This is a genomic window from Paraflavitalea sp. (assembly GCF_059502485.1).
In genome coordinates this window covers 2,322,289-2,348,737 of record NZ_JCACET010000010.1, presented here as the reverse complement: position 1 = coordinate 2,348,737, position 26,449 = coordinate 2,322,289, and the positions used below count along the sequence as shown (strand labels likewise).

Genomic DNA, 26,449 nt, shown 5'->3' with positions numbered 1-26,449 from the left:
ACTATGCTTTTACGTAAATAGTATGAATCAGGTCATAACCACCAGTGCTGCTGTTGGCAGTTACGGTAGCCAGCTCGTTATCGAGAGAGTCCATGATGATATTATCATTCGCATTGGTCATGGAATTTTGACCGTGCGTCGAATACAGCGAAGTTTTGTATACCGCCGTATTGATGGCATCCGGGAATGCGATCTGGGTGGTTAGCTTTAAAGAAGTACCAACATATACCTGCGCATGGATATGCGTTACGCGGCCGGTATACCAACCGGGATAAATAGTTTTAAACTTTACCAGGCCGCTGCTGTCAGTATATTGCAAACCCCGGCAGAATACCGCCGATGAATTATTTTGCGTACCGAGGTAGCCGGAGTTCGTGTAGCCCGAATAATAACCATCCTTGTCACAATGCCATACATCTACACGTGCATTAGCCAGCACATTACAACCATCATTCACATTACGGATAGTGATCGCCATATCAAGTTGCAACCCCGTTTTACCATCTGTAATATCAACCCGCTGAATAGAAGACCCCCGGCTGCTGTACAAGGGGTAAGGGCCATCAGTTTCAGTATCAGTGACAGTACAACTGCCCGATCCGGGCCCTTCACCAGTACCATCATCAGTACTATTATCAGTTCCCTTTTTGCAGGCTTGTAAAAGAATAGGAACGGAGGTAGATCCCACGATCAGGTGCTTAAGGAATTTTTTTCTTGACTGCTCCATAGCTCTATGATTTAATGAACAATACTGGTTACAGGAGCAAATCTTGCAAATAAGAACGATGGCAGAAACTACGATAGACGGATATCCGGTTTGTATCGGTGAATCCCGGAGAAGCCCTTCACCCTTAAGAAAGCCTTAACATTTACTCAGTTAGATTGCTTCCATTCAGTGATGAAAGAAACGTAACTATCACTTACAGGAAGTTCAATAGAAGAGGAGAGCGTTACCTTCCGGTTCAGGATCGACCTTACTTTATCAACCGACACGATATAACTGCGGTGTATGCGTTTGAACTTATGAGATGGTAGTTTTTCCAGCACGCCCTTTAAAGTCATTAAAGTGAGAACAGGCTTATCATTAGTGCGGTGAATTTTGATATAATCTTCAAGGCTTTCGATGAATTCAATATCAGAGAGATTGATCTTCATCATGCGGTATTCCGAATAAATGAAGAGGCTTTCTTCCGCCTCATACCTGGGCTTGCTTTTGTACGTATGATAGTCGATAGCCTTCTGTACAGCCCGGGAGAAACGATCGAAGCTGATAGGCTTCAACAGATAGTCGATGGCATCCAGCTCAAAACCCTCATGAGCAAACTTCTTATAAGCCGTTGTAAAGATGATCATGGGCTTTTCAGATAAAGACCGCACAAGGTCAAGCCCCGTAATATCAGGCATATTGATATCGATGAACAAAAGGTCCACAGGATGCTGGCGTAAATACTCGGCGCCGCTGATAGCATCGTCGAAAGTTTGTACAAGCTGCAAAGCAGGAAATTTAGATAAATATTCCCTGATCACAGCCAGCGCTGGCGGCTCATCATCGATTGCAATACATTTCAACGTCATGCGGTACAACTTTACAAGTTAAACATCCAGAGTCAATGATACAGAGTAAAGGTTATTATCAGTAGTAATGTTTAAGAGATGCTTATGAGGATACAAATGTTCCAGTCGCTGTCGGGTATTGGCAATGCCGATGCCCGTTCGTTCATCCTGCTTACGGGGAAACAGCGCATTGCTGCAGCTGAATACAATACTACGTGGGTGAGCCTGTAAGTCAATAATAATAGAAGAAGCCTGGTGATTACTCACGCCATATTTAAAAGCGTTCTCAACAAAAGTCATCAATATCAACGGCGCTATCGACAAAGGAGCAGGGTTGCCAGCGATGTTAAACGACACGGTGGTCTTCTTGCCCAGCCGCAGCTGTTGCAGGTCGATATAATCCTGTATACAATCGATCTCCTGTTGTAGCCCCACATGATCCTGCTTCACCTCATCAGTTACATACCGCAATATATTCGACAACTTCATGATACTGTCAGCTGTATGCTCACTATGCGTGATAGCCAGCGAATAGATGTTATTCAATGTATTGAATAAGAAATGAGGATTAATCTGAGCTTTAAGGAAAGCAAGTTCGGCCTGCGCTTTCTCTGCTTCAGCCTGCAGCGCACGCTTTTCAGTACTGCGCCAGCGCCAGGTAGTTTGCAGCGCAATACTAAGCGACAACGTCAGAAAGAACAGAAAGATACTTACGATGTCAAAGTGTTGCCCCCTTGGCTCCCTGCGTGGCATGGGCCGCCGTGCATCGAAGTCTGGTGCTGGCGGAGGCATTTCATCAAACTGCGGCCGGGGCCTGCCTTCATCCATCATGCCCCGGTCCAGGTGCGACACCTGCGTAAACAGCCGGTCAAATGGCCGCAACAAATAAATGCCTGCCAGCAGTAAAACAATGATCCCTATATACACAATGATCTTTTTCTCCAGGTAGAGCTTGGGGAAAAGGAAATAAGTATGCAAATAAAACACAACCGAATAACTCCCGAAAAGAAGCCAGTACCACGGAGAAAAGAGCGTGTCGAAAGCCTTGTCTTTACCTGCCTGTCCGGCCATAAAAAGCACGGGCAGGCTCAGGAAAATAAGCCAGCCGGTAATATGCGTAACGACAGCCGGAGTTTTGACGCGGGACATAGGCAAATAAACAATTTTAAAAATACGTAATATTCAGTGTACCGGCAGATGGGATATATGTATAGATAAATGAGACACAGCCAATTGACCAGAAAAGCCAAATATTACCCAAACCTGACCGCCAGACTGGTAATCCGGGGAAAATTGACTTACATTCGCGCATTCAACCCCCTTGTTTTATCATGGTCTATAAAATACTAACTGTCGCAGGCTTAGCTACCTTTGAGATATATGCGGCAATCCCGGCGGGATTTGCTTTTAAGCTTTCTCCGTGGGTCATATTCTTTGCCAGCTTAATTGGCGGATTGGTAGGCGTATATGTAGCCGCTTTCCTGGGCGATAAGATCCGTGCATTCTTCCACCGCAACAAACCAGTAAAAGAAGAAAAACCCAGGACCGGCATTATCTATCGTATCTGGGATAAGTACGGTGTAATTGGTCTGGGATACCTTGGAACAATGACAGTAGGAGCCCCGGTAAGCATAGCCGTAGGAGTAGGATTCAAAGTGCCGCTGAATAGATTGATCACCTGGTGCTGTTTAGGCGTACTTACACGATGTGCATTGTTCACTGCTATTGGCTATTTCGGATTGAAGTTATTCTAATATACAAAAAGCGAAAGTCCCCGTAAACACGGGGACTTTTTGTTTTTTATGAAGGGTAGGTTAGTATCATTGTTCTTTCACCACTTTCATCACCTGCTTACCGGCATTAGTTACGAAAGTAGCTATATAAGTACCGGCTCCCAATCCCTGCACACCGGGAATATCTACCAATGCAGTTCCTTTCTGTAAAACGATCTTGCGTTGCGCTACGATCCGGCCATTCATATCGGTGAGCGTAATAGAGCAATCCTGTAACTGCGGCGATGTGATAGTAGCCTGCAGTTGCTGGCGGAAAGGGTTTTGCAACACTTTTACCAGGAAGTCGCGGTTATTACGTTCAAGTATTATAATAGCACTGTAAGTGAATTGACCATTATCATCCACCATTTTCAGGCGATAATAATAAGTAGGCCGAATATTACTGCTTATATCATCAGTAAAGCGGTATTGTTTGTTGCTGGTAGTAAACCCTGATGCAGCTACCTGTCCAATCGTGGTAAACTGAATACCATCTATACTACGTTGAATATCGAAAGTCGAGGTATGCTCTTCAGAGGCAGTTGTCCATTGCAGCAGATTGTTGGAGCCAGAAATAATGCCGCTGAACTGCAGTAACCGTAAAGGAAGAGTAGAAGAACCGGTATGTACAAAAAAGCCACTGAACCCGGTTACATTGAAAGTGATCTCCCAACGGCTGGCAGTAGCATTCCATACAATATTAGCATCTGTCGGATTGATCAGTGCTGCTGTACCGGAATAGGAGCCGGGCGCACCAGTTCCGCTGGTACCATGATATTGAGTAATACGCAGGTTGGCAATGCCGGCGGCATCTGAGGACCCTGTTGGTAGATCCGCATAAGCGCCGTTGGCTACATTGAAGGAGTCGAATTCAGCTTGCGTATAATACAAAGTAACAGTAGCAGTAGCGGTGGAAGCACCTGAAGCAGGTTCTATATCATAGCGCCGCTCACAATAAGGTTGGCTGTTAAAAGTAGCTATCGTAGATTCATATTTCGTACATACATTAATAGAGCCTGATACAGGAGAAACGCCGGAAGGAACGATGCGTGCAATAAGATCACAGTCGGCATCAGTATAATTGGTCCCGCCACCGGCAACTACACCACTGATACAAACCTGCACTCCGCCTTCCGTTCCTGCAGGATTACTCAACAATAAAGGATCGCCCACAGTAATAGGATCCCAACAACCAAAATCAGTAAGGGCGCGGGCCATAACAGCATTACCACCATTAATATCTCCGGTACTTAATACACGGGATTTCGCACCGGCAGCAACGGCAAAATGCATCACTGCGCCCGGACTGATAATATGATTAAGCTGATGACCATGGCCCAGCTCATGTACAGCTACCGTCTCAAAATCTATTTCACCCGGAAGAGGATCGGCTGGACCATATTGCCAGGGACGTGCATCATCAAACACCACGTCCAGTTCAACTACTATCCATATATAAGGACTGGCTGCGCCACAACCGGCATACCAGCTCGTACACCTGCCCAATACACCTGCCGGTAATTCATTGCCAACATCGAAGCGTACAACGCTAACATCTTCTGCTGCTACCGTATTCACAGTAGTAACGGCGCCTACAGTCCAGTTCATACCAGTCTTGCAGGTCCACGTATGCATGGCCCGTTTAAAAGCATTACTGGCCGCTGTATTAGCGGCAAAGCTCGTTTCCATCCGGAAAGTATAGCCTCCGGTATTTAACCAGTCGACATGCGATGGGATTTCAGAAGTAGGCTCATCAACACCTGGATTATCAGTATCAGGGATATTGGTATAAGAATAAGGAATAGTGACGTTGCCTGCACTGGTGCCAGTGGCAGGGTCACTGTTGGTAACACGTACTACTCCTGTGCCGGCAGATGGGCCAGAGATGCTGGCCGAAGGTACCATTACCTGGATCTCGGTATCAGTCCAGGAAATATAATCGGTAAGTAAAGGCTGAACAAATGCGGCTGGATTGGAGCTATTCGCATTTCGAAACTCCACAAACCCTGTGCCTTTGGATGCGCCAAAATTACTGCCGCTGATGGTGAGGATGGCATCAGTACCTGCCGCAATCGTGGTAGGCGTAAAGCCATTGATAATAGGAGTGGCCATTGGCCCCATTACCGAATTGAGCTGGTGATCTGCCACTATTGGTTTTTCACTGATCCGGCGTTCAATGCCCGTCAGTTGTTTAACAGCCAGGGTAGCTTCAACCACATTATTGTACCTGGTAAAAGGATCGGCAGCCGTATTGGTCTTTTCATCGTAAGCAATAAACCCTTGCAGGCTGCTGTATACCATGTAAGAGTTGCTTCTCAAATTGGTACGTCCACTGGATATACCACCCCTTGTAGGCATGCAAAAAAATACACCGGTCTCTCCAATATTCAATGACAAGGTGGAAGAATGGGCCTGCCGTAACCGGCCCACTGTTCCACCTTCTGTAATGATCTCTATTTGGTCACCTTGTAAACTTCCTTTAAAAGTTCGGTAAACCTGTACCAGGCTCGATGTATAAATATTGCCCTTGGGTGAAGGTTGAAAGCTGTACTGAGCTATCACCTTCCCTTCGGCGATCAGAACCGAATTGCTTACCCTTTGTGTAAGCGGTACAGGATATAATTCGTTGGCAAATGTAAATTGGTGAGAAGCAAGTAAAAGCAGAAATAGTAATGGCACTCGACGTAAATGGTTCTTCATAAACGAGGGTTAATGATGCTGGATACGTAAAGTAACGAAAAAAAGCATCATATAGTACTTCCCTCTATTCCCTAAAAATCCATTTCATCTGCGCTGGGGCCATAACTCCCCGGAATGGGTACATTCAATAATCGAAGATACACGCCCAGTTGAGCCCGGTGGTGAATAACCTGCGAGTAAGACATGCGGATTACATCAGCCTTGCTATTTACACTATACACTTGGTCACCATTACGCAAGGTCCAGTTGCCTGCCATTTCATCCTCCGTGGCCTGTTCCAGGCGGCTACGGCCTTCCAAAAGACTTTGCTCAAAATACACCAACAGGTCTTTTGTATTATTGATTGTAGGCACAGAATAGGGGTTTTGAGCAAAATCCAGTTCACTGGTATTAAGAGCCATACTAACCCAGGATGGTAATTCGGCAATATGAGTAGCCAGCCGGCGGATATTCATGCTTTTTTCATGCGGCTGCCAATCATATTGATCATCAGGCACACGGCTTAACATTTTACGGGTAGTTTCAGCTTCCTGGTTCATTTCTTTCAGTAAAGATTGAATAAGTGACATAGTTGTTTGTTTTAGTAATACAAAGAAAATAAGGGGTAGTGACAGCCTTATGTCAGCAGCTGTCAGGAAAGTTGGAAAATATTTTATCTCCCCTTGTTACTTGGTCTTTTAAAAAAAATAGAGGTATTCCTTGTTTCGTACGAAATATTTCCTACCTTAGTTTCATGAAAGCGGAACAACCATCAAACAAGCTTCCCGAGCCTACTAAATCGGAACTGGAGATATTACAGGTACTATGGCAGCATGGCCCTTCCACCGTACGTTTTGTCAACGACCAGCTTAATGAACAGAAGCGCGCCGTACAATACACTTCTACATTGAAGCTCATGCAGATCATGGTAGAAAAAGAAATGCTCAACCGTGATGAGAGCAGCATGAAGCATGTGTATAGTCCCGCCTTGGAAGAGCAGAAAACCAAGGGCTTTCTGTTGGATCGGTTTGTGGAGTCGATGTACAATGGTTCAGCCACCAGCCTGATGATGCAATTGCTGGGCAATAAAAAGACTTCCAAAAAAGAGTTACAAGCTATTAAAGACCTGCTGAATAAGATGGAAAACGATAAGTAATAACTTATTAAACCTGTTATATGCAACTACTATTCATGAACGGATGGTTGCCGGACAATGTCGTCCGCGCGATCTGCTGGACGCTGATCCATTCACTATGGCAAGGTTTGATACTGGCTGCCTTGGCTGGCTTGCTCGTCCTGTTCACCAGGAAGTCGGTAGCTGCCTTCCGGTACAACATGCTGGCAACACTTTTCTTTGTATTCATGGGTGTAGTCACCTTCACCTTTCTCTATGAACTTAACGGATCAGCCGCTGGTAGTAATACAGCAACATTCGCTCCTGCAGCACAAACAGAGCAGATAGTTGCCCAACTTCCGGCAGTGGACAATGCTGATACAGTAGTCAGTAGAGAAGAAGGATACATCACCCGCTTTATAGGCTATTTTAACCAACATGCATCTTTATTCGTGGCCATCTGGTTCCTGGTATTCCTGGCAAAAGCCGTGAAACTGATGGGTGGTCTTGTATACGTACAACGTATCAAACATTACAAAACCCACACACCCGGCCAGTATTGGACGAACCGGATGCAGGAATTGTCTGATGCATTGGGCGTAAAAGTATCCGTTCGGTTGCTGGAATCAGAACTGGTGAAAGTACCACTGGTCGCAGGTTTCCTGAAACCCATCATACTGGTGCCACTGGGCTTGATGGCCAATATGCCAGCCGACCAGGTGGAAGCCATCCTGTTGCATGAACTGGCCCATATCCGTCGTCGCGACTTTTTAGTGAACCTGGCCCAAAGCTTTGCCGAAACACTTTTCTTCTTCAATCCTGCTGTACTGTGGCTATCCGCTTTACTGCGTGAAGAACGCGAACATTGCTGCGATGATATGGCCATAGCAGTCACCCAAAGCAAAACAGGCTATATAAATGCACTGGTGTCTTTCCAGGAATACCAACTGGAAAATAACACACCATATACCATGGCCTTCCCCGGTAGAAAGAACCAATTACTCAACCGCGTTAAGCGCATTATCGATAACAGTCATAAAACCTTGAATATGGCCGAAAAATCATTCCTCGTACTTTGCCTCAGCCTCATAGGCATACTCTCTGCAGTATGGGCACAACCTGAAGAACAAAAGAAACCGCAAACTACAAAACAAGAGCCCGTACAACAGCAGGCAGAAAAAGAACTTGCTATGCTGCAAAAATCTGAAGCTACTACTACTAAAGACGAAAGTAAAGACGAGACCAAAGATGATGCTATAGACAGGAGCGAGGACGAAACAATAGATGAAAGCAATGCAGCAGATACCACATACAAAGACTATGCACCTGATTATAAACCCTATGCCGCTAATTATCAACCCTACGAACCTCGTGAATCGGTGCCTCCGGCCAGTAAAGATACCATGCCGGTATTGCGTAAAGGCAACAGTGTAATGACAGGTACCATCACACACGATAAAGACGGAAAAAAATACCAGGTCACTATTGATAAAAACATGGCCACTGGTTTAATGATTGACGGTGTAAAAGTACCAGATGAAAAGCTGGTAGAGTACAGAGACCTTATCAGTAGCATTTTCCGCGATATGCAGGCCCAGGCTGAGGAGTCATATCAAACGCGCGTTCAGGAACACACCACTACCACCACCACCAAAATTCGGCAAGGTATGCCTGCAAACGCGGACCATAATACAAGCTACAATAAACGCTTCAATACAAGCGAGAGGATGCAGGTTATGAAGTCTGCTCCACAAGTACGTGCAGGCTTTCCGGTACCAGAACATAATTTCAAACCACACGAACCTATTTCTGTCAAGCCAAACAAAATAGTTGACAGCCTGATAGATGACCTCATGGAAACAGGCCTGATCACAGAAAAAGAGTCTTTATCCTTTAGACTCAATAAAGATGAGTTTGTTGTCAATGGAAAAGCTGTCTCGGCGGATATGCGTCGACGCTTTCAGGATAAGTATGTAAAAAATCCTGCCAATACTTTTTCCTACTTAAAACAAGGCAGCACCACCAGCACACATGTCTACGTAGACTAATAGAATTGTGATCAGCGGAAAGTAAAAATTACCCGGATACTTTATTTTGCAACCGATACATCCCCGTTGGTTATGACACCCGTATGATTTGGAACGTCGATCGGGAGAATACTGCAGGGATGACTCGGTTGCCTTCATTACACGTTTTCACCACCCTCATATTATTGTAATTGCCGGCAGGCAGTTGGCGCAAGCGTCTATGCCTGTCCTGGAATAAAATGCACATACATGAACAAATGTTATGGCCTCATGCTGGCATGCAGCATGATATTGTTACCCTTTTGCCTCTCCGCGCAAACCAGCGCCTCTATTAGCGGAACAGTACAGGATAAACGTCCGAAGCCGTTAGTAGCTGCATCGATAAGCTTGATCAAAGCGGCAGATACCATACTGATCAAAGCTGCAGTTTCCTCCGACAACGGATATTTTACATTCGATAACCTGAAACCTGGTACCTATCGGGTAACAATTACAGCCGTTGGCTTTGCGACCTACAACAGCGATACGATTGTCGTTGCTGCAAATGAGCAGATAAAGCTACCTGCCATTGAACTGGCTGCTGCGGATGCCAGTCAGCTCAATGCTGTCACAGTAACTGCCCGCAAGCCCTTGGTAGAACGTAAGATCGACAGGACGGTAGTAAATGTGGATGCCCTTATTTCCAATGCTGGTACCAGCGCATTGGATGTACTGGATAAATCGCCCGGCATATTGGTCGATCAGGATGGCAACGTAAGCATGAACGGAAAATCAGGCGTAGTGATCTTTATTGACGATAAACCCACTTACCTGAGCGGAGCAGACCTGGCCTCATACCTCAAATCACTTCCTTCCGGTACACTGGAATCTATCGAAATCATGACGAAGCCGCCTGCTAAATACGATGCAGCAGGCAACGCTGGCGTGATCAACATCAAAACAAAGAAACTCAAACAAAAAGGATTCAACGGTAACCTGTCTCCCAGCTATTCGCAGGGAGTATATCCAAGGAGCTTCAATAGCTTAAACCTCAACGTCCGCAATAACGCCTTTAACTACTTTGCCAACATTGGATACAACTACAGTGAAAACTTCAATGACCTCCTCATACAACGGCGCTATGTAAATGACGACGGAACACCCCATTCCCTCTTCTCCCAAAACTCCTGGATTAAAAGAAAAGAGCGTTCCGGCTCCTTGAGAACGGGCGTTGATTACACAATGGACAAATTCAATTCCATAGGCCTGGTATTGAACGGAACCAACCGAAAAAGCAATAGTGCAGTAGACAACAACAGCTATTTATACAATGGAGCGGGATCATTGGATTCGTTGATTACAGCTGATAATATGGACGATCGAACCTTCAGCAGGGGAAGCGTAGGATTGAACTATCGCCGCAAATACAAAGCACCCGGCCGCGAACTGGGCGTAGATGTGGATTATATCTACAATGAATCCGACGCCAACCAATTGTATCGAAATGCCAGCTACCGGGCAGATAATACGGTAAAAGGAAAAGATGACCTCACTGGTAAATTACCCTCTTATATTAATATCTATTCTTTCAAGGCCGATTATTCACACCCATTATCCAACGGGTTCAAAGCAGAAGCAGGAATAAAAGGCAGCTTGATCGAAACCAACAATATAGCAGAGTATTATATCACAGTAAACAACGTCACCAGTCCGGATTACGATAAAACCAATCACTTCACTTACCGGGAAAACATCAACGCCGCATACCTGAATTTCAGTAAAGAGTGGAACCGCTTTGCTGTCCAGTTTGGCCTGCGGGGCGAGAATACGATCATGCGAGGCCATCAGTTGGGCAATGCAGTTAAGCCCGATTCTTCCTTCAAGCGCGATTACATTAACCTGTTCCCTACTTTTTATCTTTCCTATAAGTTAGACTCTGCCGCCAAAAATCAGTTTGTCTTTTCTTATGGCAAGCGCATACAGCGACCTAACTTCGGTAACCTGAATCCATTCATCTCTCCGTTGGATAAGTTCACTTTTTATGTAGGTAATCCCTTCCTGCAACCAACAATAGCCCATGCCATTGAAGTGTCACACATTTACAACAACAAACTCACTACCACGCTGGGTTATGAATACTACGATGGAGACATCAATGAAACAATTGAATTACAGGGTCACCAGTATTATAGCCGCCCCGCAAACGTGGGAAAAGCCCAATACCTGAGCCTCACGATGAATGCAACCATCGAACCGGCTCCCTGGGTTACGATCAATTGGTTTGGCCTGGCACAATACGCCAGCTTCAAAGCCGATCTGTACAAAAACAAACTCGATACCAGCGGCGTGAATTTTATTACCAACTTCAACAGCCAGTTCAGGTTGGGCGGTGGATGGACAGCTGAGCTATTGGGCGTGTTCAGAAGTGATTTCATAACTACTCAATTTGTGTTGGGCGATTTCTGGACCCTGGGCGGAGCCATCCAGAAAAAGGTACTCAAAGGCAAGGGCTCTGTAAAGCTAACTATCCAGGATATATTCTTTACCCGCCTTAACTACGGAGCTATTAATAATCTGCAAAATGCCAAAGGCAATTACCGCAACCAGGGCGATACCCGCGTAGTAGGCATCAATTTCACCTGGAGTTTTGGTAAAACCTTCGAAACCCGCAAGCGCAGCAATGGCAGCGCGGAGCAGGAAACACAACGCATATAGTGCTGAAGCGGTGAGTTGTCAGAAGTGAGTAATGTTTTACCAATACTGACAACTCACCACTAATAACTCACAATTTGGTGAGCAGGTTGTATATTCGGTACTGGCATATAAATTTGAGCAACATATGCCATTAAAACCGATGCAACCATGATTGCTTTTGTATACAGGCAGTTGAACGATCAGGCCAACCAATACCTTGCAGCCCGTCTCCCGGAAGGCGTACAGGCAATTTTCCGGTCCGACCTGAAGCCAGACGAATACCGCCGCACCTTTGAAAAGGCAGATTTCATATTAGGCAATCCACCCCGAGACTGGTTCGGCGCTCCACCCATACAACTTAAGTTCTGGCAGCTATCTTCTGCTGGCTTTAGCGAATACGAAGGAATGACATCCCCGGTACCGGTTGCCAATATGGGCGATTTCTTTGCCCGTCCCTGTGCGGAGACGATTGTAGGAGGGGTACTGGCATTTTACCGGGGCGTTCATACGCTCACCAAACTGCAATTGAAAAAAGAGTGGAAAGGAGAAAAAGCAAGACCTTTCCTGCGTTTATTAGGCGAGCAGCAGGCGATCATATTAGGTGCAGGTGCTATTGGCGCTTGTGTGAAAGAGATGCTGCAAGGCTTCGGATGCAAAGCACGCATGACTGCCCGCACCAATCCGGCAGCAGAGATACATTCCCGGGAAGAGCTGTTGAAAGCCTTGCCACAAACTACATTGGTGATTAATACACTTCCAGGCAGTGCAGAAAAATATGTAACAGCCGAAATGTTGAATACATTGCCATCAGAGGCTGTTTATGCAAGCGTGGGAAGAGGGGAGACAACAGACGAGCAAGCCCTCATCACAGCCCTTCGTGCTGGCAAGTTGGCTGGTGCCGTACTGGATGTTACCGAAGAAGAACCATTACCAGTTGATAGCCCCTTATGGGAAATGGATAACGTAATTCTAACTCAACACACGGGAGGGGGTAAATCAGATGAGCTTACCGGTATAGCCCAGCAGTTTATCGATAACCTGCAACACTTCCTGAAAAAAGAACCCCTCGAAAACCCAATAGAGCTTTCAAGGGGCTATTAATTAAAAAAAGCTGGTTATACCTTCAAGGTACTTTGCAACTCCTTGTTGCTATTAATGTCGATATAAGCCCACGGGTAAACAGTCATCTTCCCGGTGATCTTTTGAGCCGTAGTGCGGGCGAGTGCCGTTTCTCCTGTCATATGAAATAAGAACGAGAAATAGTTATAAACGTAAGGGATCAACAATTTCCCATCTTCTTCCTCTTTATATCCGGCATACAAATTCTTAATAGTAGCCTTCAATCCCCCATCCTTGAAAAACTGTTGCTTCTTATCCTTTTCATCATTCATGCCATAGTATAACCATTCCTCCACCCAGGCAAACAGCTTTAACGTCACCAATAAGCTACTGCCCGTCTCTTTATACATAGTATCGGCGAAAGAGTGCATTTCTTCCAGGCTACCCTGCCATTTCGGATTCAGGTAGTTGATCATCATTAAATGCGCTATTAGATGATTCGGTACCAGTTGCCTGGCAACCTCAAAATAACTGAAGGCAGTAGCAGTGTCCTCTTGCAAACCCATGCACACCCTGATGGTACGTGCACATATCTCTGCATCCTCCGCATTCAACTCATCAGCCCGCTGCAAATGATCAAACGCTTCTTCCAGCAAATTGAAAAACTTTTCGGCTTTCGCTTGTGATACAGAAGCACCCAACGCAGCTGTTCTGGCTATCCAGGCCAGGCAGGTTTTGGATACACCGGCAAACAGGTGAGCAACGTAAGAATCCGGACGTTGTTGAACCCATTTAGTGATCAGGTCTGCATTGTCAGCTTCTAAACCAATACCCTCATTGAGAAGGCTCTTGGCATCCCAGGTAATGGTTTCATAAGCAGTTTCAAAAGCTGCGTAGTTGCCCTGTTCAAGCATCCCTTTGAATTCAGCAAGACGGCTATAGCCCAAAGAAAGATCGATGTCCGATTTCCCTTTGCCTCCGAAAGCCTTAAAAAGTTTGTTCAGCATAGCAATATTAGGTTGGTTATTTTCCTGTTTTCAAAAACACAACAGCCCTTTCCAACACTTCGTCCTTACCTGCCCGGATGCCTTTAATAGTTGGCTTTACTACGATGTCTGGAATAAGCCCCTTACGTTGCATCGTTTGACCGTTCGGATAACTAACATTCTGACCACTGAATGAAAGGTTAGTAAAGCCAGGAATGTTAAAGTTCGTTACATCACCATTGGCGCCCGCTGTCTGGCTCCCAATAAAGGTAGTATTATTGGCGGCTTTAAAAAACAGCCCGCTATGTTCAGCCTGACTTTGGGTAGTCTCATTCATCAACATCACCGTTTTGCCGGTATAACGCCAATCGGTGGTAGTCGGTAGCTTTTGCATGAACGATACCGTAGTGGTGGTTGCACTTACTTCATTGCCATCGGCAGAAATGTCTGGTACAGAAGGTTGTAGTCGCGTGAACAATGCACCGTCCAATATGTTTTTAGTGCTCAGACGAGGCGCCAGGGCCCAGGCCGTTCCCTTTGGATAACCCCGCACGTCCATGATAAACGCTTTGGTGTTCTTAAAAGTGTTCAGCATCGAATCGACCATATTACCCTCCAGGCGTTCCATATCTACATAGCCTATCTCCGGACTCAGGAGCTTGAAGATAGGCCCCGCATTTTCTACCCGCTTCTTCTCCCAGAAAGGTTTGTTATAAGCACGCTTACGGGTTACTGCCACTTCTTTTACCTTATTGTCCTTGTCCATTATTTTGAGAGCAGCTGTAGAACCGTCATCACCACAAAGCAGGAAATCGGTAATATAGCGGGTTTGCGTCACATAATTGCTCGCTGCCTGGTATGGACGTTGCTCATCGATTAGTTTAAGTATATCCTTGCCGTTAATACTAAGAATAACATCGCCAACAGCCAGCCCTTCCTTTTTAGCAACACTGTCTACAATCAAAGACGTGATGACAAATTTGCCCTCTATCACCCTTCCATAGACAGATGGAGTGACACCCTGTCCAACAAACTTTCTGGTCGTGCTCACCTGGCTGCTGATGAAGCCATGACCATCCTGAATATGAGCATACATTTCTGCTACCGCCTGCGCATATTCCATAGAGTCCCGGGCAGCTACAAAACGCGGAAGATATTGTTCATACACCTTATCCCAGCTTTCATCCATCAGTTTCTTGTTGACAAAGAAAGTATTGATGACGGTGTAGATCTTGGCAGCTGCCAATACGCGATAGCCCAACGAAGGATAACGCTTATCATTAGGATAACCTGCCAGTTTAGGAAGACTTTCCAATGGCAGCGTTTCACGACTTTCAGTAGGAGTCGGAATACCAGCTTTCAGTAAGGCAACCGTTTTATCGAGATTTACCTGGAGGTCGGCTTGTTTATCGAAAACGGCATTAGCAGTGATGGTCGTTTTACCATTCTTTCTTACCACTTCACCAGTGCGTAAACTGATGATCACACTATCGGCAATGCTGTACCGCATGGCCAGGTTGGAGTTACCCAGGTTCAATGCTCCTTCACTAACAATAAGTGCCTTGCCTGCATCTTGTAGCGTAAGTGCTATGGCCGGCAAAGGCATATTTTCATTGACAAGGAAGGCAATCGGCACGGGATTCCTTTGTGTACCGGTAACAGTGCTTATCTGGTTGAATTTGAAAAAAGAAGAATAACCGCCAGAACTACCCCCGCGCTCAGGCACGAAACCATCATGCACGATGGAACGCGTGGATGGCTTGTACAAAGTTCCGCTACAAAGACCAGCTTCAACGTTACCATAGTCAAGAAGGCCACCCAAATCGGCCCAGGCATATGGTTGCGTAGGGCGCAGGTCAAATACAAGGTAACGTACGTCCGAAAGCTGGCGGGGTATTTTCTGCAACGTCGATATGGAGAGTTGCCAGTTATCCAGGTCCTTCAGGTTCCTGATAGTTACAAATAAAATACTGTCTTTAGTAACAAGAGTAGGAGAGGGATTTTCTTTGCTATACTGTGCACCTGTTGTCATCCCCGGTACAACAGTAGTGGTGGGGTCTTGCAAAATATCCAGCCATGGTTGCAGCGCCCTTGCATAGCTGGCTTTATCAGTTGCCTCGATAATACTGGGCACGGCAGCAGCAAAAGCCGAATCCCAGTTGATGCTTTTATACTGCAAATAAGGATGGAAATATTTAATATACCCCCATAACTTACCTGCATCAGACAGGCGTTTACTTTGTTGAGGCGTAAGGCTGGGCGTTTGGCTTTGCAATAGATCCGGTAATAGCAGGCCAAAGGTCAACAGCAGGATAGGCAACTTAATAATGGACATGGAGATAATTTAAGGTGAACGAGATGCCGCAAATTAGTATTCCCCAACCTACGCAAAAAATAGGTTATACCAATAGCCACATGCCCGGTACCAAATCCCTTTACCACATTACCAGCCTATGCCATAATCTTCCCCGTTATTACTGCTGCCACCCCATAAACTACCATGCTTCCAATCAAAAAAGATCAGATTGATGGGGCCGCTGCTACGGTCGTCGAAAGAGAGCGTATAGCCCATCTGTTTTAGGGCAGTACGTACAGATTCAGGAGTCCTGTTGTTCAATAAAAGATGACCCGGCTTGGGCTGCCGGTCTGCTATTTTTGTTCCCCCCAGGGAGAGCCAAAGTTGATTACTATTGATGTTGGCGGCTTCAGCAGCCTGCTGCGCGGTCATGCCAAACTCTACAACATTCAGGAAGCATTGAAGCAGATTTTGGTCTTGCGTATCCCCGCCTTGCACGGCAAATGACAGGAAAGGCTTACCATCCTTCAAGGCCAGTGAGGGCGTGAGCGTTACCCGTGGCCGCTGTCCGGGGCGCACTACATTAAAAGGATTCAACGCAGAATCTAAAACAAAACTTTGCATACGCTGGCTCATGCCTACGCCGGTACGGCCGGCAATACAAGCTGGTAACCAACCCCCGCTGGGCGTGATGGACACCACCCAGCCTTCTTCGTCTGCTGCTTCCACCGAGGTAGTGCCCCGCCATAGGCGATCGAGATAAGCACTGTCCGTAGAACTTTCCAGGTTGGCGGCTAATGCATCAGGAGACATGTCGTATAAATTCATACCAGTACGTACATCATGCGAGGGAACAAAGTTGCGTTGACCACCACTGGTATCGAGCTTATACCCCCTTTGCTTGAGCAATTCGACATAAGGATTCTTCTTGCCTTCAAAAACATAAGGATCGCCGGGGCCAGCCAATGCATCATTCTTATCAGCCTTGATCAGTTTAGCCCGCTCCTTTGCATACGCTTTGCTTAATAACCCTTTCATCGGTTCTTCCGGTGCTACATAAGGATCGCCATAATAAAAATCGCGATCGGCAAATGTGAGATTCATAGTTTGATACAGCGTATGAATATATTGAGTGCTGTTATACCCCATACTTTTCAGGTCGAAGTTCTCCAGTATGTTCAGGCTTTGCAGCAACATCGGCCCTTGCGTCCATTGAGACAATTTATATACATCGATCCCTTTGTAGTTCGTTTGTAGCGGTTCTTCCCATATTGGTTTCCAGTTGGCCAGGTCTTGCAGTGTATGCAAGCCGCCCTGTTCCTGGCTGCCACGCACATACTCTTTGGCGATATCACCCTTGTAAAAGCGGTCAAAGGCTGCCATGATAGCTTCCTTTCTGCTCTTCTTTTGTTTAAGTGCCGCCTGCTCTGCATCCACCATTTTCTGAAGCGTGGCCAGCAGGTCCGCCTGCACAAAAATTTCACCCGCTTCAGGAGCTTCCCTTTGGGCGCCGGCATGCGTCAGGAAAACAGCCTTACTGTACGGCCATTCTTTGATACGCGCTTTACCCCGCTCGATGCTGTTAGCAGTCTGCGCATCTATAGCATAACCGGCCGCCATTTGCATAGCAGGTGCCAGCACTTCCTTCAGGCTCATGGTGCCATATTCAGCCAGCATATAACAAAGGCCGCCAGGTGTTCCGGGAGTGGTAGCAGCCAGCGGACCGTATTCGGGAGGGAAATTATAGCCCTTGCTTTTGAAGAAATCAGCAGTAGCACCGGTTGGAGCTACGCCAAGCGCATTCAGGCCAATTACTTTCTTCGTTTTAGGATTATAGATCAAAGTCTGCGTTTCTCCACCCCAGCTCAACACATCCCACATGGTACAGGTGGCAGCCAGCATGGCGCAGGCCGCGTCTACAGCATTCCCTCCACGCTGGAAAATGATACTGCCGGCTGTAGCAGCCAGCGGCTTACCTGTAATGGCCATCCAGTGTTTGCCGTGCAGCGGCGGCTTTTGAGTAGGCTGTGCAAATGCAACAAATGAAGTAGCGATCAGAAGCAGGATAACAGAAAGGGATCTCATGTAAAACATTTTGGTCCCTTAAAGATAAGGATTGCAGCAGGTAAGCTTTTACTTACTTTACCAGATGCTTATCAAATCCTAACGCCACCAGCTGCTCATAAGCCTGCCAGATGGGGGAGGGTATTTCCTGGTAGATCTGGAACCCTTTCTCAGGGTAAATTTTAATCCGTTGAAGGTCGCCCACCATGATATTAATGACCCTTTCCAGGGGGATTTCAGCATTGGGATAGGCAGTGAAGGATATTTGGGGAGAAGTCACCAGCAGTTTTTTATCAGGCCAGTGCTTTTTAAAGGTGGCATAGCTCCTGCGCTCCATGTAAGGCTTCTGAACCACGATAAACGACTGGGGATCGAGACCGCGTTCCCGGAGCAGTTTTTGAGTGAAAGTGATGTTCTCGCCGGTATTGGTAGATTGGTTTTCTACCAGAATAGCGTCGGAAGGAACGCCCATATTGATCGCGATGGCGGCAAACTGATCAGCTTCAGTTTCGGTCCAGATGCCCTTGGTCACATTGCCCAGTCCGCCGGAGAAGATCAACAGGGGCGCCCATCCTTGCAGGTAAAGTTCAGCGCCCCTGTTGGCCACACGCAGGTCATGGCTGCCCAGCACAAAAATGCAATCCGACTTTTCCGGTGCATGCTGCATATGGTGATAATCCCAAAGCTGTTGTGCCAGTGCAATAACTTCATCAGTGATCATATAACTGCCTGCGGTTACTGGTTTAAATACTTATATACATTTTTCTTGTAGGCCTCGAAATCTTCGAGGTTGGAAAACTCATCGAATTTGTCCACCTGCCCCGACCGCTGTTGCCGGACCAGTGCTACAATTCCACCGCCTACAAGGATCCTTTTGGCACGTTGGAAAATACTGTCCAACCCGTCAACATCATTGATCATTTGCAGCTCCTCGATCTTCCCGACATTAATGATATAATCTTCCATAATACATGGTATTGGTGATACCAGATAAACGCAGCATTAGCGCTTGGTAGCCTTTTTCGTCTTTTTAGCCTGCTTCTTTTTAGGCGCTGTGCTCTTGGTCTTGCCTTTTGCCTTCTTGGTAACCGATTTGCCGGCCTTTTCTTTTTTCAGGCGCTCCTTTTCATTGGCTATGTCGATCTTGCGATTGTGCTTGATCACTTCCCAATACTCAGGGCCATAACTTACCAGAATTTCTCCACGGGCAGGAATATCCTTGAGCGATTCAATAAACACCCTGTTACCCTCTGTGATGTAATGGCTGTTATTGCTGATTCCTTTTACGCGGCCAATACCACGCGCATCGTTGGCATAGCGTCCCAGCGCTGTTTTATCGTGTTGCGCATCCAGCACGAAGTTGCGGCTTACGTAATAGATATAACCATTGTTGCCTCCACTGTGATCTACATCTTTCCAGGTAGAAGCCTTGCCTTTGTACTCAACAATACGGGTACCTTTTGGGATAAACTTTTTGGTAAACAACCCTTTTCCGGAATCTGGGATAGTAGATTTCTTTACCGTCAATTGCTTTTCAAGTAGTGCCATTCTAAAATCGCTTATTGGTGATCTTTAATTAAGGCGGCGAAGATAATTATTATTAGCTGTTACTACATCGTTTCAGCCAACAAGCCTTGTCCGAAAGCAAAACATAATTTTAAGGTCAGTAAGGCAAAAGCTTTAGGATGGCTACTGCAAAACCTGTACAGATAAAAAATTTGGTTGATGTTATATTTGATATTATCTTCATATCTGATTGATGACTGCTTGTGTATAATCTACTAATCATCTCTCGTCCTCGCCTTTTATTCATTCATGCGCATAGTTCTCCTCGTGTCCCAACCGTATAACCCCTAACAGGTGTTTGCAATTGATATAAATCATTTATTGTCTAAATGATTATTGGTATAACAATACAATCTGGAAGCTTTTTAGTTACATTTGTTTCCAAGGCATTCCATTGTCATTAGTGCACTTTTTCCCACCATTTTACCTTTCCGACGTAACGATTGTTAGAATCACGTAAACTGATTTGCTGCTGATATGTCTTTTATCCTGGACGGGTTATGTCCTATGGACTGGCATTGTTATCTATTTTTCTAATCAATATGAAACGTAAGATCGTAATTGAGATCCTATCATCCTTGTTGATCCTCCTTTTTGTGTATACGAGCGTGAGCAAGTGGCTTGCTTTCAACACGTTTGTCGGACAGATGAACAATCAGCCCTTTCCAAACTGGCTGACGCCTGTAATAGTTTGGACACTCCCCGCCACAGAGATCATTATTTCATTGTTACTAATGTTTGGGCGCACGCAACTTATTGGCTTCCGCGCTTCACTTATCCTTATGCTATTATTTACTGTCTATACATTTCTTGTATTGATCAATGTGTTTGGCAGAAGGCCATGCGCTTGCGGTGGCGTAATCGAAAATCTAACCTGGGGCCAGCATTTAGTGTTCAACCTTTTCTTCGTTGGGGTGGCAACTGCTGGAATCCTACTCAAAAAAAGAGAGGCGAACCCGAGCATTTCATAAACAAAGAATCAGTAGCTCCTGAAAGTGGAAAGACACATTCAGGAGAAGCCGAAAACCTATATAAAAGAGTAGGCATTTTTTATTTATCTATCTATCTTAAAACCCATTTATGAAGAAAAGGAGATTTTCAATCATGGCATTGGCTGCCGTCGCCGCCCTTGCCAGTGCTTTTGCAACTAAGCCGAGTTGCTTTCAATGCGAACACACTACACAGTATCACAAAGTGAGTGGCATTTATTTTCCTGCAGGTGAATTCGGACTGGACTTTGACTGCGATGAAGAAATATCAAGTACCTGTACTTATTACAAGCCTAATCCTGAAACACAACCAAACGTATACTGGCCTTGTCGGTCGGGAGTTTACAACGACTGGACTGGTCGTAGGGCTGGAAAATAAGTGTTTATATAACAATTACTCCTCATCTTTTTGTAAAACTCTTAAGTCTTAATTAAAGCGATCAACAACAATTTTTTGGTGCTAATTCTCGCATTCCTTGAAAAAAACGGTTTAGCAACTAAAGGAATGTTAATCAATGATTAATAAGTCTTCTAAACAGTTGTTAGTCAAAATGTTGGTCTGCAAATTTTCACCTTATCAGAAAAATGTTTTAGATTTATGTTTTCATAGGATAAGGTTTAATGGTTAATGGTATTTGATTAGTGCGGTCCCGCTTCGGCGGGACCTTTTTATTGGGGTATGCTAAATAAGAATAATGAAAGCCTGGTTATCCCGTTATACGAGAGTCTTATTGAAGGAGACTTTAGTAAATGTTTAAAAATTATCGAGGATTCTGTTGTATTCCACTAAGCGCGATTACATCAGGTGGTATTAGTAAAGTATAGCGGAGATCATTAGGCTTAAGTTCATAAGTTTGGTTTCCCAACTTACGAATCAATGTAATATTAGCACCTGCTTTGTTGAAACGGCGCAAGTCTGTCCATCGCAAGCCTCGAAAAGGCAACTCCTTCCTTCTTTCTATCAAGATGATTTTTAAAGCTGAGTCTGCATTTGGGGCAGACAATGGAATAAATGTATTGGCTTTCCAGCGTGTGGCTAATAGTTTATTGAGATCGTTCATAGCGGCTTGAGTATTTCCAAGACGAGCCTCACATTCTGCTCGTATAAGATATACCTCATCAGTGGCTATGCCGGTGAACAATTGGTTTGTACCGGTATAACTACCTTTAGGATTTAGGTTGCCAGAGGTAGGATGTGTACGGAAAAAAATAGTACTTCTTAGATCGTTTGCTTCATAACTTTTATAGAGGGTAGAATCTATTATGCAGTTAGAAATCGAAAGGCCCCGTAATAAATTACCGGTAATAAACTGGCTTTGGTAAATCGTTTCCGGATTGAATTTAGTAAAAGGAACTAAAGCTTGGTAACTTACAGTGTCATATTTGATCAATACATTGTGTAATTGTAGGCAACTATCTGAATATTTTTTTGCATCCGAATATTTATCCATGCTTAGATATGCCCTGGCAAGTAACGCGAACGCGGCTGGTTGAGACGATCGATTTCGATTGTTAACTGGTATTCCAGCAGGTAGTAAAGCACTTGCTGTAATCAAATCTGTAATGATCTTGTTATAAGTTTCTTGCAAAGAAGAACGAACAGACTTTTCATCAACTCCTGGAGTAAGTCGCAAGGGAATGCCACTATTTTCGTTAATAACATTACTGTTATACACTGGCGAAAAAAGTTGTGCTATTTGGTAGAATGCATGTGCTCTCGCAAAAAGAGCCGCACCTTTAATGGCTTTCCACCTGTTGGCATTACTGGCAGTAATGGGTAGTTTGTCAAGACCATCGAGTATTACGTTGGCATAGAAAACTTGTTTATAAGGCGTATTCCAATCCGGAATATTTCCTCCTAAGCCTTCGAATGTTTCGGCTTGCCATATATAAGTGTTCTTTTCTTTGAGACCAAGTCCTTGCCAGTAGGAAATAGGAGTGTAGAAGTTATCGGCAGATATCTCCCCCAATACGGGAGTTTCATTCATGACTATATCATTGTCAAGCAGCGCCTGGAAATCATCCAGAGTGGTAGGAATGAATAAATCCGAATCTGGGATAGTTTCCAGAAACTCTTTTTTATTGCAGCTTAATATACCGACTATAGCAGCAACAAGGAACAAGAAACATATTTTTTGTGCCATGTTCATTATTTAAAGTCAATTTTAATGCCGCCTGCAATGGTGAGTGGTGTAGGTATTCCATCGATATTGTCTGGATCGATACCTTGTTTATTAGCTTTCCATACTATGCCTACGTTATTTACATATACGTAAAACTGTAAAGATTGAATGGACAGACGATTAAGTGCCTGTTTACTGTAGTTATAACTTAATCGGATGTCTTGTAAGCGCATATGATCACCTTTTTCCACCAGCGCACTGGAGAATTTGTAAAAGTTATCTCTCAATTCGGTCGCAGGATATTGCATGGATGGAACATTTGTATTGGCCTCATCTCCTGGCTTTTGCCATCGCTTGGTAAAGTCGCTATGCCCTTTAGAGCCATTAAATAATCCATAATAGCTGATAGACGGCCTTCTGAAGTAAATACCCTGCTTTCCAGATAATATTAAAAGACAACTGGAGTTGTTTCCATGAGACTGTATTACGTAAGCTGCCGAAGAAAACAGGATTGGCCGGGCCAATATATAACAGGTCACTAATGTCTGTTGCGTTGAGTATAGCTCTATAGTCTTTACTTACTTCGTTGTTCAATATTCCTTGTGGATCACCTGTAAGTGGGTCAAGTCCCATCCATTGCAAACTGTATACAGAGTACAGAGGCTTTTCCTCTAACGGATTGAACAAGTCGGGATTGAGGTAGGAATTGATAGTACTTGGTTGCACTTTATAAGCAGTTACTTCATCCTTAGTAAAGCTGAAGAGGACAGTGCTTACCCATTTAATATTTTTTTGATTGATATTTTGAGTATTGATCGTGATATCAACTCCTTGGCCTTTCATATTGGCTGTATTGCCCCGGAAAATGGGATTGCCGGTTGTAGGGTCAAGCGGACTAAAGCCGATAAGGTCTTCGGCATACCGTTGATAGTATTCAAGGCTACCATTAACAGTATTATTTAGACTGGTAAAGTCAACACCAAGATTGGTCATCCGAACTTTTTCCCAACGCAAAGCTGGATTAGGTGGATTTATGATGCTACCTGGTAAAGCACCGTAATTATTCTGCCCAAAAATACTAGCAGTGGTAAAGGCTGATACATTTCTGTCCACATTGCCATTATAACCATGAGTAAGACGTAGTCGCAAATAGGGAAGCCAGTTGCTCTCATGATAGAATTTTTCTTTGCTGATTTCCCAACTAATTCCTGTACTCCAAAGCGGTACTCCCTTTTGATTTGTTTTTACACCAAAGATATTCGACTCATCTTTACGTGCGCTGGCAGAGATAGTATAACGTTGCCCAATTGTATAGGCAGCATTGACGAAATAAGAAATATAGCGATCAATCTTTCGCCGATTATTGTCATTATTAGGAATCCTTCGTAGTGATGAAGGGTCATGATACAAGGGAAATGTCTTTATGTAATCAACCGGCATACTGGTTTGTCGGTCTGGGTCATATCCATACAGGCGACTGCTGGTAATCTGGTTGGTAAAGCTTCTTAATTCAGCACCGGTAAAAATATTAATACTGTGATTAGAGTTCCACGTATGATTATAATCTATTTGCGTTCGTACATTGTGAGCCTGGTAGTTTAAATTAATTTTATCTAAAATGGCCCCATAGGGCACCGGAGTGATGAGTGTATCTCCACTGATTTGAGTAAACTGATTAATAAGGTCTCGGGTGATATAAGTTCCCAATCCCTGCAGATTCCGTTGTTCTGAAAACCCCTTGTTGTATTGGTAAAGAATATTGGCGGTAAGTCCTTGCAAAATAGTATACTTTAACCCGGCATTTATACGATAATCAGTAAGGGTGGTTTTATTATCGGCTAACCGTAATTCATCCAGTGGCCTGTAATTCCAATCCAACATTTGACCACCACCTGCAGTATCGATATAAGGTTTCCTCATACCATAATTTATAGGAAGTGCCTGTCCGTTGACATCTACCAAATTGGCATAAGGATAAGCGAGCAGGAGTGTAGGTGCCTGCTTGATTTGGCTTGAAGAAAAGATAATGCCAGTAGTAAGTTCTAATTTCCGATTCAACCAACTATATGTATTATTAGCATTAAGAGTAACTCGATCGTATTGGTTCCCCACCTGGGTAGCCAAGTTCTTGTCATACCCGGCAGAAAAGTAATATTGGTTATGAATACCACCACCACTGGCACTGATAGAGTATTGCTGATTTATACTTTTTCGGTAAAAGTATTTTTCCTCGTCTATGCGTTTATCCTGTTGACGCAAGGTATTTAATAATGAAGCTGCTTGTGTAGAAGATAACTTACCATCGCGCTCCAGGATCATGATTTCTACGGCAGGTGACAATGCCAACTGTCGAGGGTCATTTTCTTTATTAATATAATGATCATTATTGAACAGAAATCGCTCTACATCAATATAATCACTGGAGTTTAGAATGGGCTGGTAATATAAATCAGGCTTATTACCTATTGTAATATTAGTATTCAAGGATAGTTTGATGGCTTGGTTATATTTGCCAGTTTTTGTTGTAATAACAATGACTCCATTTGCAGCATAAGCTCCCCAAATGGAAGCTGCGGCTGCATCTCTCAGCACGGTTATGCTTTCTACATCATTTGGGTTAATATTATTTACATCTCCTGTGTAAGGAAAATTATCTAAAATAATAAGAGGTTCCGGATTGGCATAAATTGTACTACGGCCACGTACACTAAGACTGGATTGATTTGTGGGACCACCGGGAACTACATTTTTGTTGAATAAGAAACTACTTGTCACCCCATCCAGCCGGTCAATTATAGTAGTAGACACGCGCCGATTCAACAATTCTTGATTCACTTTACTGAACGAACCCGTCAGCTTCTCTATTGACTGTTTTTGATACCCGGTAGAAACCACCACCTCCGACAATTCCTTAACCTGTGGCTGCAGGGTAATTTGTAGTTCTTTATTGCCATTGATGTCAATGATACCGGTTTCGTAACTAACATAGCTTACGATAAGCTGCTCATTACTGAATACATCATTCAACGAAAAGTTCCCATTTGCATCAGTGGTGATCACCTGCTTACTTATCTGAGAATAGACCGTCGCACTCGCCACAGGCTCGCCAGCCAATGTCGTAACCCTCCCTTTGATATTTATTTTTCCAGTTGGTGTCGTCGGTTGGGTGGGTGATTGTATAGAAGTCAGTGGTGCAGGAAATAATAAAATGACTTTGCTGCCAGGCGTGTATTCATACCGGATGGGCTGATGTTCAAAGATCAGCTTCAGTGCATCTTGTAAGGGAAGATCATTGATCTGAAGTGTTACCCTGGTTGCATTTCTGAGAAGTGGCGTTTCATAGATGACAGAAATGCCTGTTTGTTCTTTGATACTCGTAAAAATAGTTCGAAGAGGGGCGTTCTTTTGGGAAATAGTAACCCGTTGAGCTAATCCGGGGAGGCTCATCAGCAAGCAAGTAATGGCTACCAGTAAGTAGATGGTTCTTTTCACTTATGCCCAGTTGTTATGGTTACCTGTCTCCCCGCTTAGGAAACATACATCCCTG

General features: G+C 44.5%; 21 protein-coding genes. 7 read left to right on the top strand and 14 right to left on the bottom strand.

What is annotated here, in order from left to right:
• Window position 1: 1 nt before the first annotated feature.
• The 3 genes from AC5JBY_RS26565 to AC5JBY_RS26555 form a co-directional block, all read right to left on the bottom strand.
• On the bottom strand, window positions 2-727 hold the full coding sequence (locus AC5JBY_RS26565) for a dioxygenase family protein (RefSeq protein ID WP_495907703.1): 726 nt from the start codon (window positions 725-727) through the stop codon (window positions 2-4).
• Between the two features lie 146 nt (window positions 728-873).
• Window positions 874-1,575 (bottom strand): LytR/AlgR family response regulator transcription factor, encoded by a 702-nt coding sequence (locus AC5JBY_RS26560; RefSeq protein WP_495907702.1) that lies wholly within the window; start codon window positions 1,573-1,575, stop codon window positions 874-876.
• An 18-nt stretch (window positions 1,576-1,593) separates the two neighbouring features.
• Window positions 1,594-2,703, bottom strand: coding sequence for a sensor histidine kinase (locus tag AC5JBY_RS26555; protein ID WP_495907701.1), 1,110 nt, complete (start codon window positions 2,701-2,703; stop codon window positions 1,594-1,596).
• A gap of 182 nt (window positions 2,704-2,885) precedes the next feature.
• Between AC5JBY_RS26555 and AC5JBY_RS26550 the strand changes: the two genes are divergently transcribed.
• Window positions 2,886-3,308, top strand: coding sequence for a small multi-drug export protein (locus AC5JBY_RS26550; RefSeq protein WP_495907700.1), 423 nt, complete (start codon window positions 2,886-2,888; stop codon window positions 3,306-3,308).
• Between the two features lie 66 nt (window positions 3,309-3,374).
• On the opposite strand, the gene AC5JBY_RS26545 is transcribed toward AC5JBY_RS26550, so the two are convergent.
• Together AC5JBY_RS26545 and AC5JBY_RS26540 are read right to left on the bottom strand one after the other, a co-directional pair.
• Window positions 3,375-6,026, bottom strand: a complete 2,652-nt coding sequence (locus AC5JBY_RS26545; protein WP_495907699.1) for a matrixin family metalloprotease — start codon at window positions 6,024-6,026, stop codon at window positions 3,375-3,377.
• 71 nt (window positions 6,027-6,097) lie between these two features.
• Window positions 6,098-6,595 carry a DinB family protein gene (locus AC5JBY_RS26540; protein WP_495907698.1) on the bottom strand — a complete coding sequence of 166 codons (498 nt, stop codon included), beginning with the start codon at window positions 6,593-6,595 and terminating at the stop codon, window positions 6,098-6,100.
• Between the two features lie 164 nt (window positions 6,596-6,759).
• On the opposite strand from AC5JBY_RS26540, the gene AC5JBY_RS26535 reads away from it, so the two are divergent.
• The 4 genes from AC5JBY_RS26535 to AC5JBY_RS26520 all read left to right on the top strand — a co-directional run bounded on the left by AC5JBY_RS26535 (window position 6,760) and on the right by AC5JBY_RS26520 (window position 12,920).
• Window positions 6,760-7,161, top strand: a complete 402-nt coding sequence (locus AC5JBY_RS26535; RefSeq protein ID WP_495907697.1) for a BlaI/MecI/CopY family transcriptional regulator — start codon at window positions 6,760-6,762, stop codon at window positions 7,159-7,161.
• Window positions 7,162-7,181: 20 nt separating this feature from the next.
• Window positions 7,182-9,167, top strand: a complete 1,986-nt coding sequence (locus AC5JBY_RS26530) for a M56 family metallopeptidase (protein WP_495907696.1) — start codon at window positions 7,182-7,184, stop codon at window positions 9,165-9,167.
• 228 nt (window positions 9,168-9,395) lie between these two features.
• Window positions 9,396-11,840, top strand: coding sequence for an outer membrane beta-barrel protein (locus AC5JBY_RS26525; protein WP_495907695.1), 2,445 nt, complete (start codon window positions 9,396-9,398; stop codon window positions 11,838-11,840).
• 147 nt (window positions 11,841-11,987) lie between these two features.
• On the top strand, window positions 11,988-12,920 hold the full coding sequence (locus AC5JBY_RS26520) for a D-2-hydroxyacid dehydrogenase (protein ID WP_495907694.1): 933 nt from the start codon (window positions 11,988-11,990) through the stop codon (window positions 12,918-12,920).
• A 14-nt stretch (window positions 12,921-12,934) separates the two neighbouring features.
• On the opposite strand, the gene AC5JBY_RS26515 is transcribed toward AC5JBY_RS26520, so the two are convergent.
• The 6 genes from AC5JBY_RS26515 to AC5JBY_RS26490 all read right to left on the bottom strand — a co-directional run bounded on the left by AC5JBY_RS26515 (window position 12,935) and on the right by AC5JBY_RS26490 (window position 19,772).
• Entirely contained in the window at window positions 12,935-13,885 is a 951-nt protein-coding gene (locus AC5JBY_RS26515) for a DUF4034 domain-containing protein (protein ID WP_495907693.1), read from the bottom strand.
• A gap of 16 nt (window positions 13,886-13,901) precedes the next feature.
• Window positions 13,902-16,199 (bottom strand): S41 family peptidase, encoded by a 2,298-nt coding sequence (locus tag AC5JBY_RS26510; RefSeq protein WP_495907692.1) that lies wholly within the window; start codon window positions 16,197-16,199, stop codon window positions 13,902-13,904.
• Window positions 16,200-16,307: 108 nt separating this feature from the next.
• Window positions 16,308-18,245, bottom strand: a complete 1,938-nt coding sequence (locus AC5JBY_RS26505) for a gamma-glutamyltransferase family protein (RefSeq protein ID WP_495907691.1) — start codon at window positions 18,243-18,245, stop codon at window positions 16,308-16,310.
• A 52-nt stretch (window positions 18,246-18,297) separates the two neighbouring features.
• Entirely contained in the window at window positions 18,298-18,945 is a 648-nt protein-coding gene (locus AC5JBY_RS26500; RefSeq protein WP_495907690.1) for a YdcF family protein, read from the bottom strand.
• A gap of 14 nt (window positions 18,946-18,959) precedes the next feature.
• Window positions 18,960-19,190, bottom strand: a complete 231-nt coding sequence (locus AC5JBY_RS26495; protein ID WP_495907689.1) for a hypothetical protein — start codon at window positions 19,188-19,190, stop codon at window positions 18,960-18,962.
• Window positions 19,191-19,226: 36 nt separating this feature from the next.
• The gene (locus tag AC5JBY_RS26490) at window positions 19,227-19,772 is read right to left on the bottom strand and encodes an SET domain-containing protein (RefSeq protein WP_495907688.1); all 546 of its coding nucleotides are present in this window, start codon (window positions 19,770-19,772) and stop codon (window positions 19,227-19,229) included.
• 560 nt (window positions 19,773-20,332) lie between these two features.
• On the opposite strand from AC5JBY_RS26490, the gene AC5JBY_RS26485 reads away from it, so the two are divergent.
• The gene (locus AC5JBY_RS26485) at window positions 20,333-20,761 is read left to right on the top strand and encodes a MauE/DoxX family redox-associated membrane protein (protein ID WP_495907687.1); all 429 of its coding nucleotides are present in this window, start codon (window positions 20,333-20,335) and stop codon (window positions 20,759-20,761) included.
• Between the two features lie 109 nt (window positions 20,762-20,870).
• Window positions 20,871-21,158: a hypothetical protein gene (locus AC5JBY_RS26480; protein ID WP_495907686.1), complete on the top strand. Its 288-nt coding sequence runs from the start codon at window positions 20,871-20,873 to the stop codon at window positions 21,156-21,158.
• A 382-nt stretch (window positions 21,159-21,540) separates the two neighbouring features.
• Here the strand turns inward: AC5JBY_RS26480 and AC5JBY_RS26475 are convergent, their stop codons facing one another.
• From AC5JBY_RS26475 to AC5JBY_RS26465, 3 genes are all read right to left on the bottom strand, one after another.
• Window positions 21,541-22,923 carry a RagB/SusD family nutrient uptake outer membrane protein gene (locus AC5JBY_RS26475; RefSeq protein ID WP_495907685.1) on the bottom strand — a complete coding sequence of 461 codons (1,383 nt, stop codon included), beginning with the start codon at window positions 22,921-22,923 and terminating at the stop codon, window positions 21,541-21,543.
• 5 nt (window positions 22,924-22,928) lie between these two features.
• Window positions 22,929-23,210 (bottom strand): hypothetical protein, encoded by a 282-nt coding sequence (locus tag AC5JBY_RS26470; RefSeq protein ID WP_495907684.1) that lies wholly within the window; start codon window positions 23,208-23,210, stop codon window positions 22,929-22,931.
• Window positions 23,211-23,286: 76 nt separating this feature from the next.
• Window positions 23,287-26,394, bottom strand: coding sequence for a SusC/RagA family TonB-linked outer membrane protein (locus AC5JBY_RS26465; protein WP_495907683.1), 3,108 nt, complete (start codon window positions 26,392-26,394; stop codon window positions 23,287-23,289).
• Window positions 26,395-26,449 lie beyond the last annotated feature (55 nt).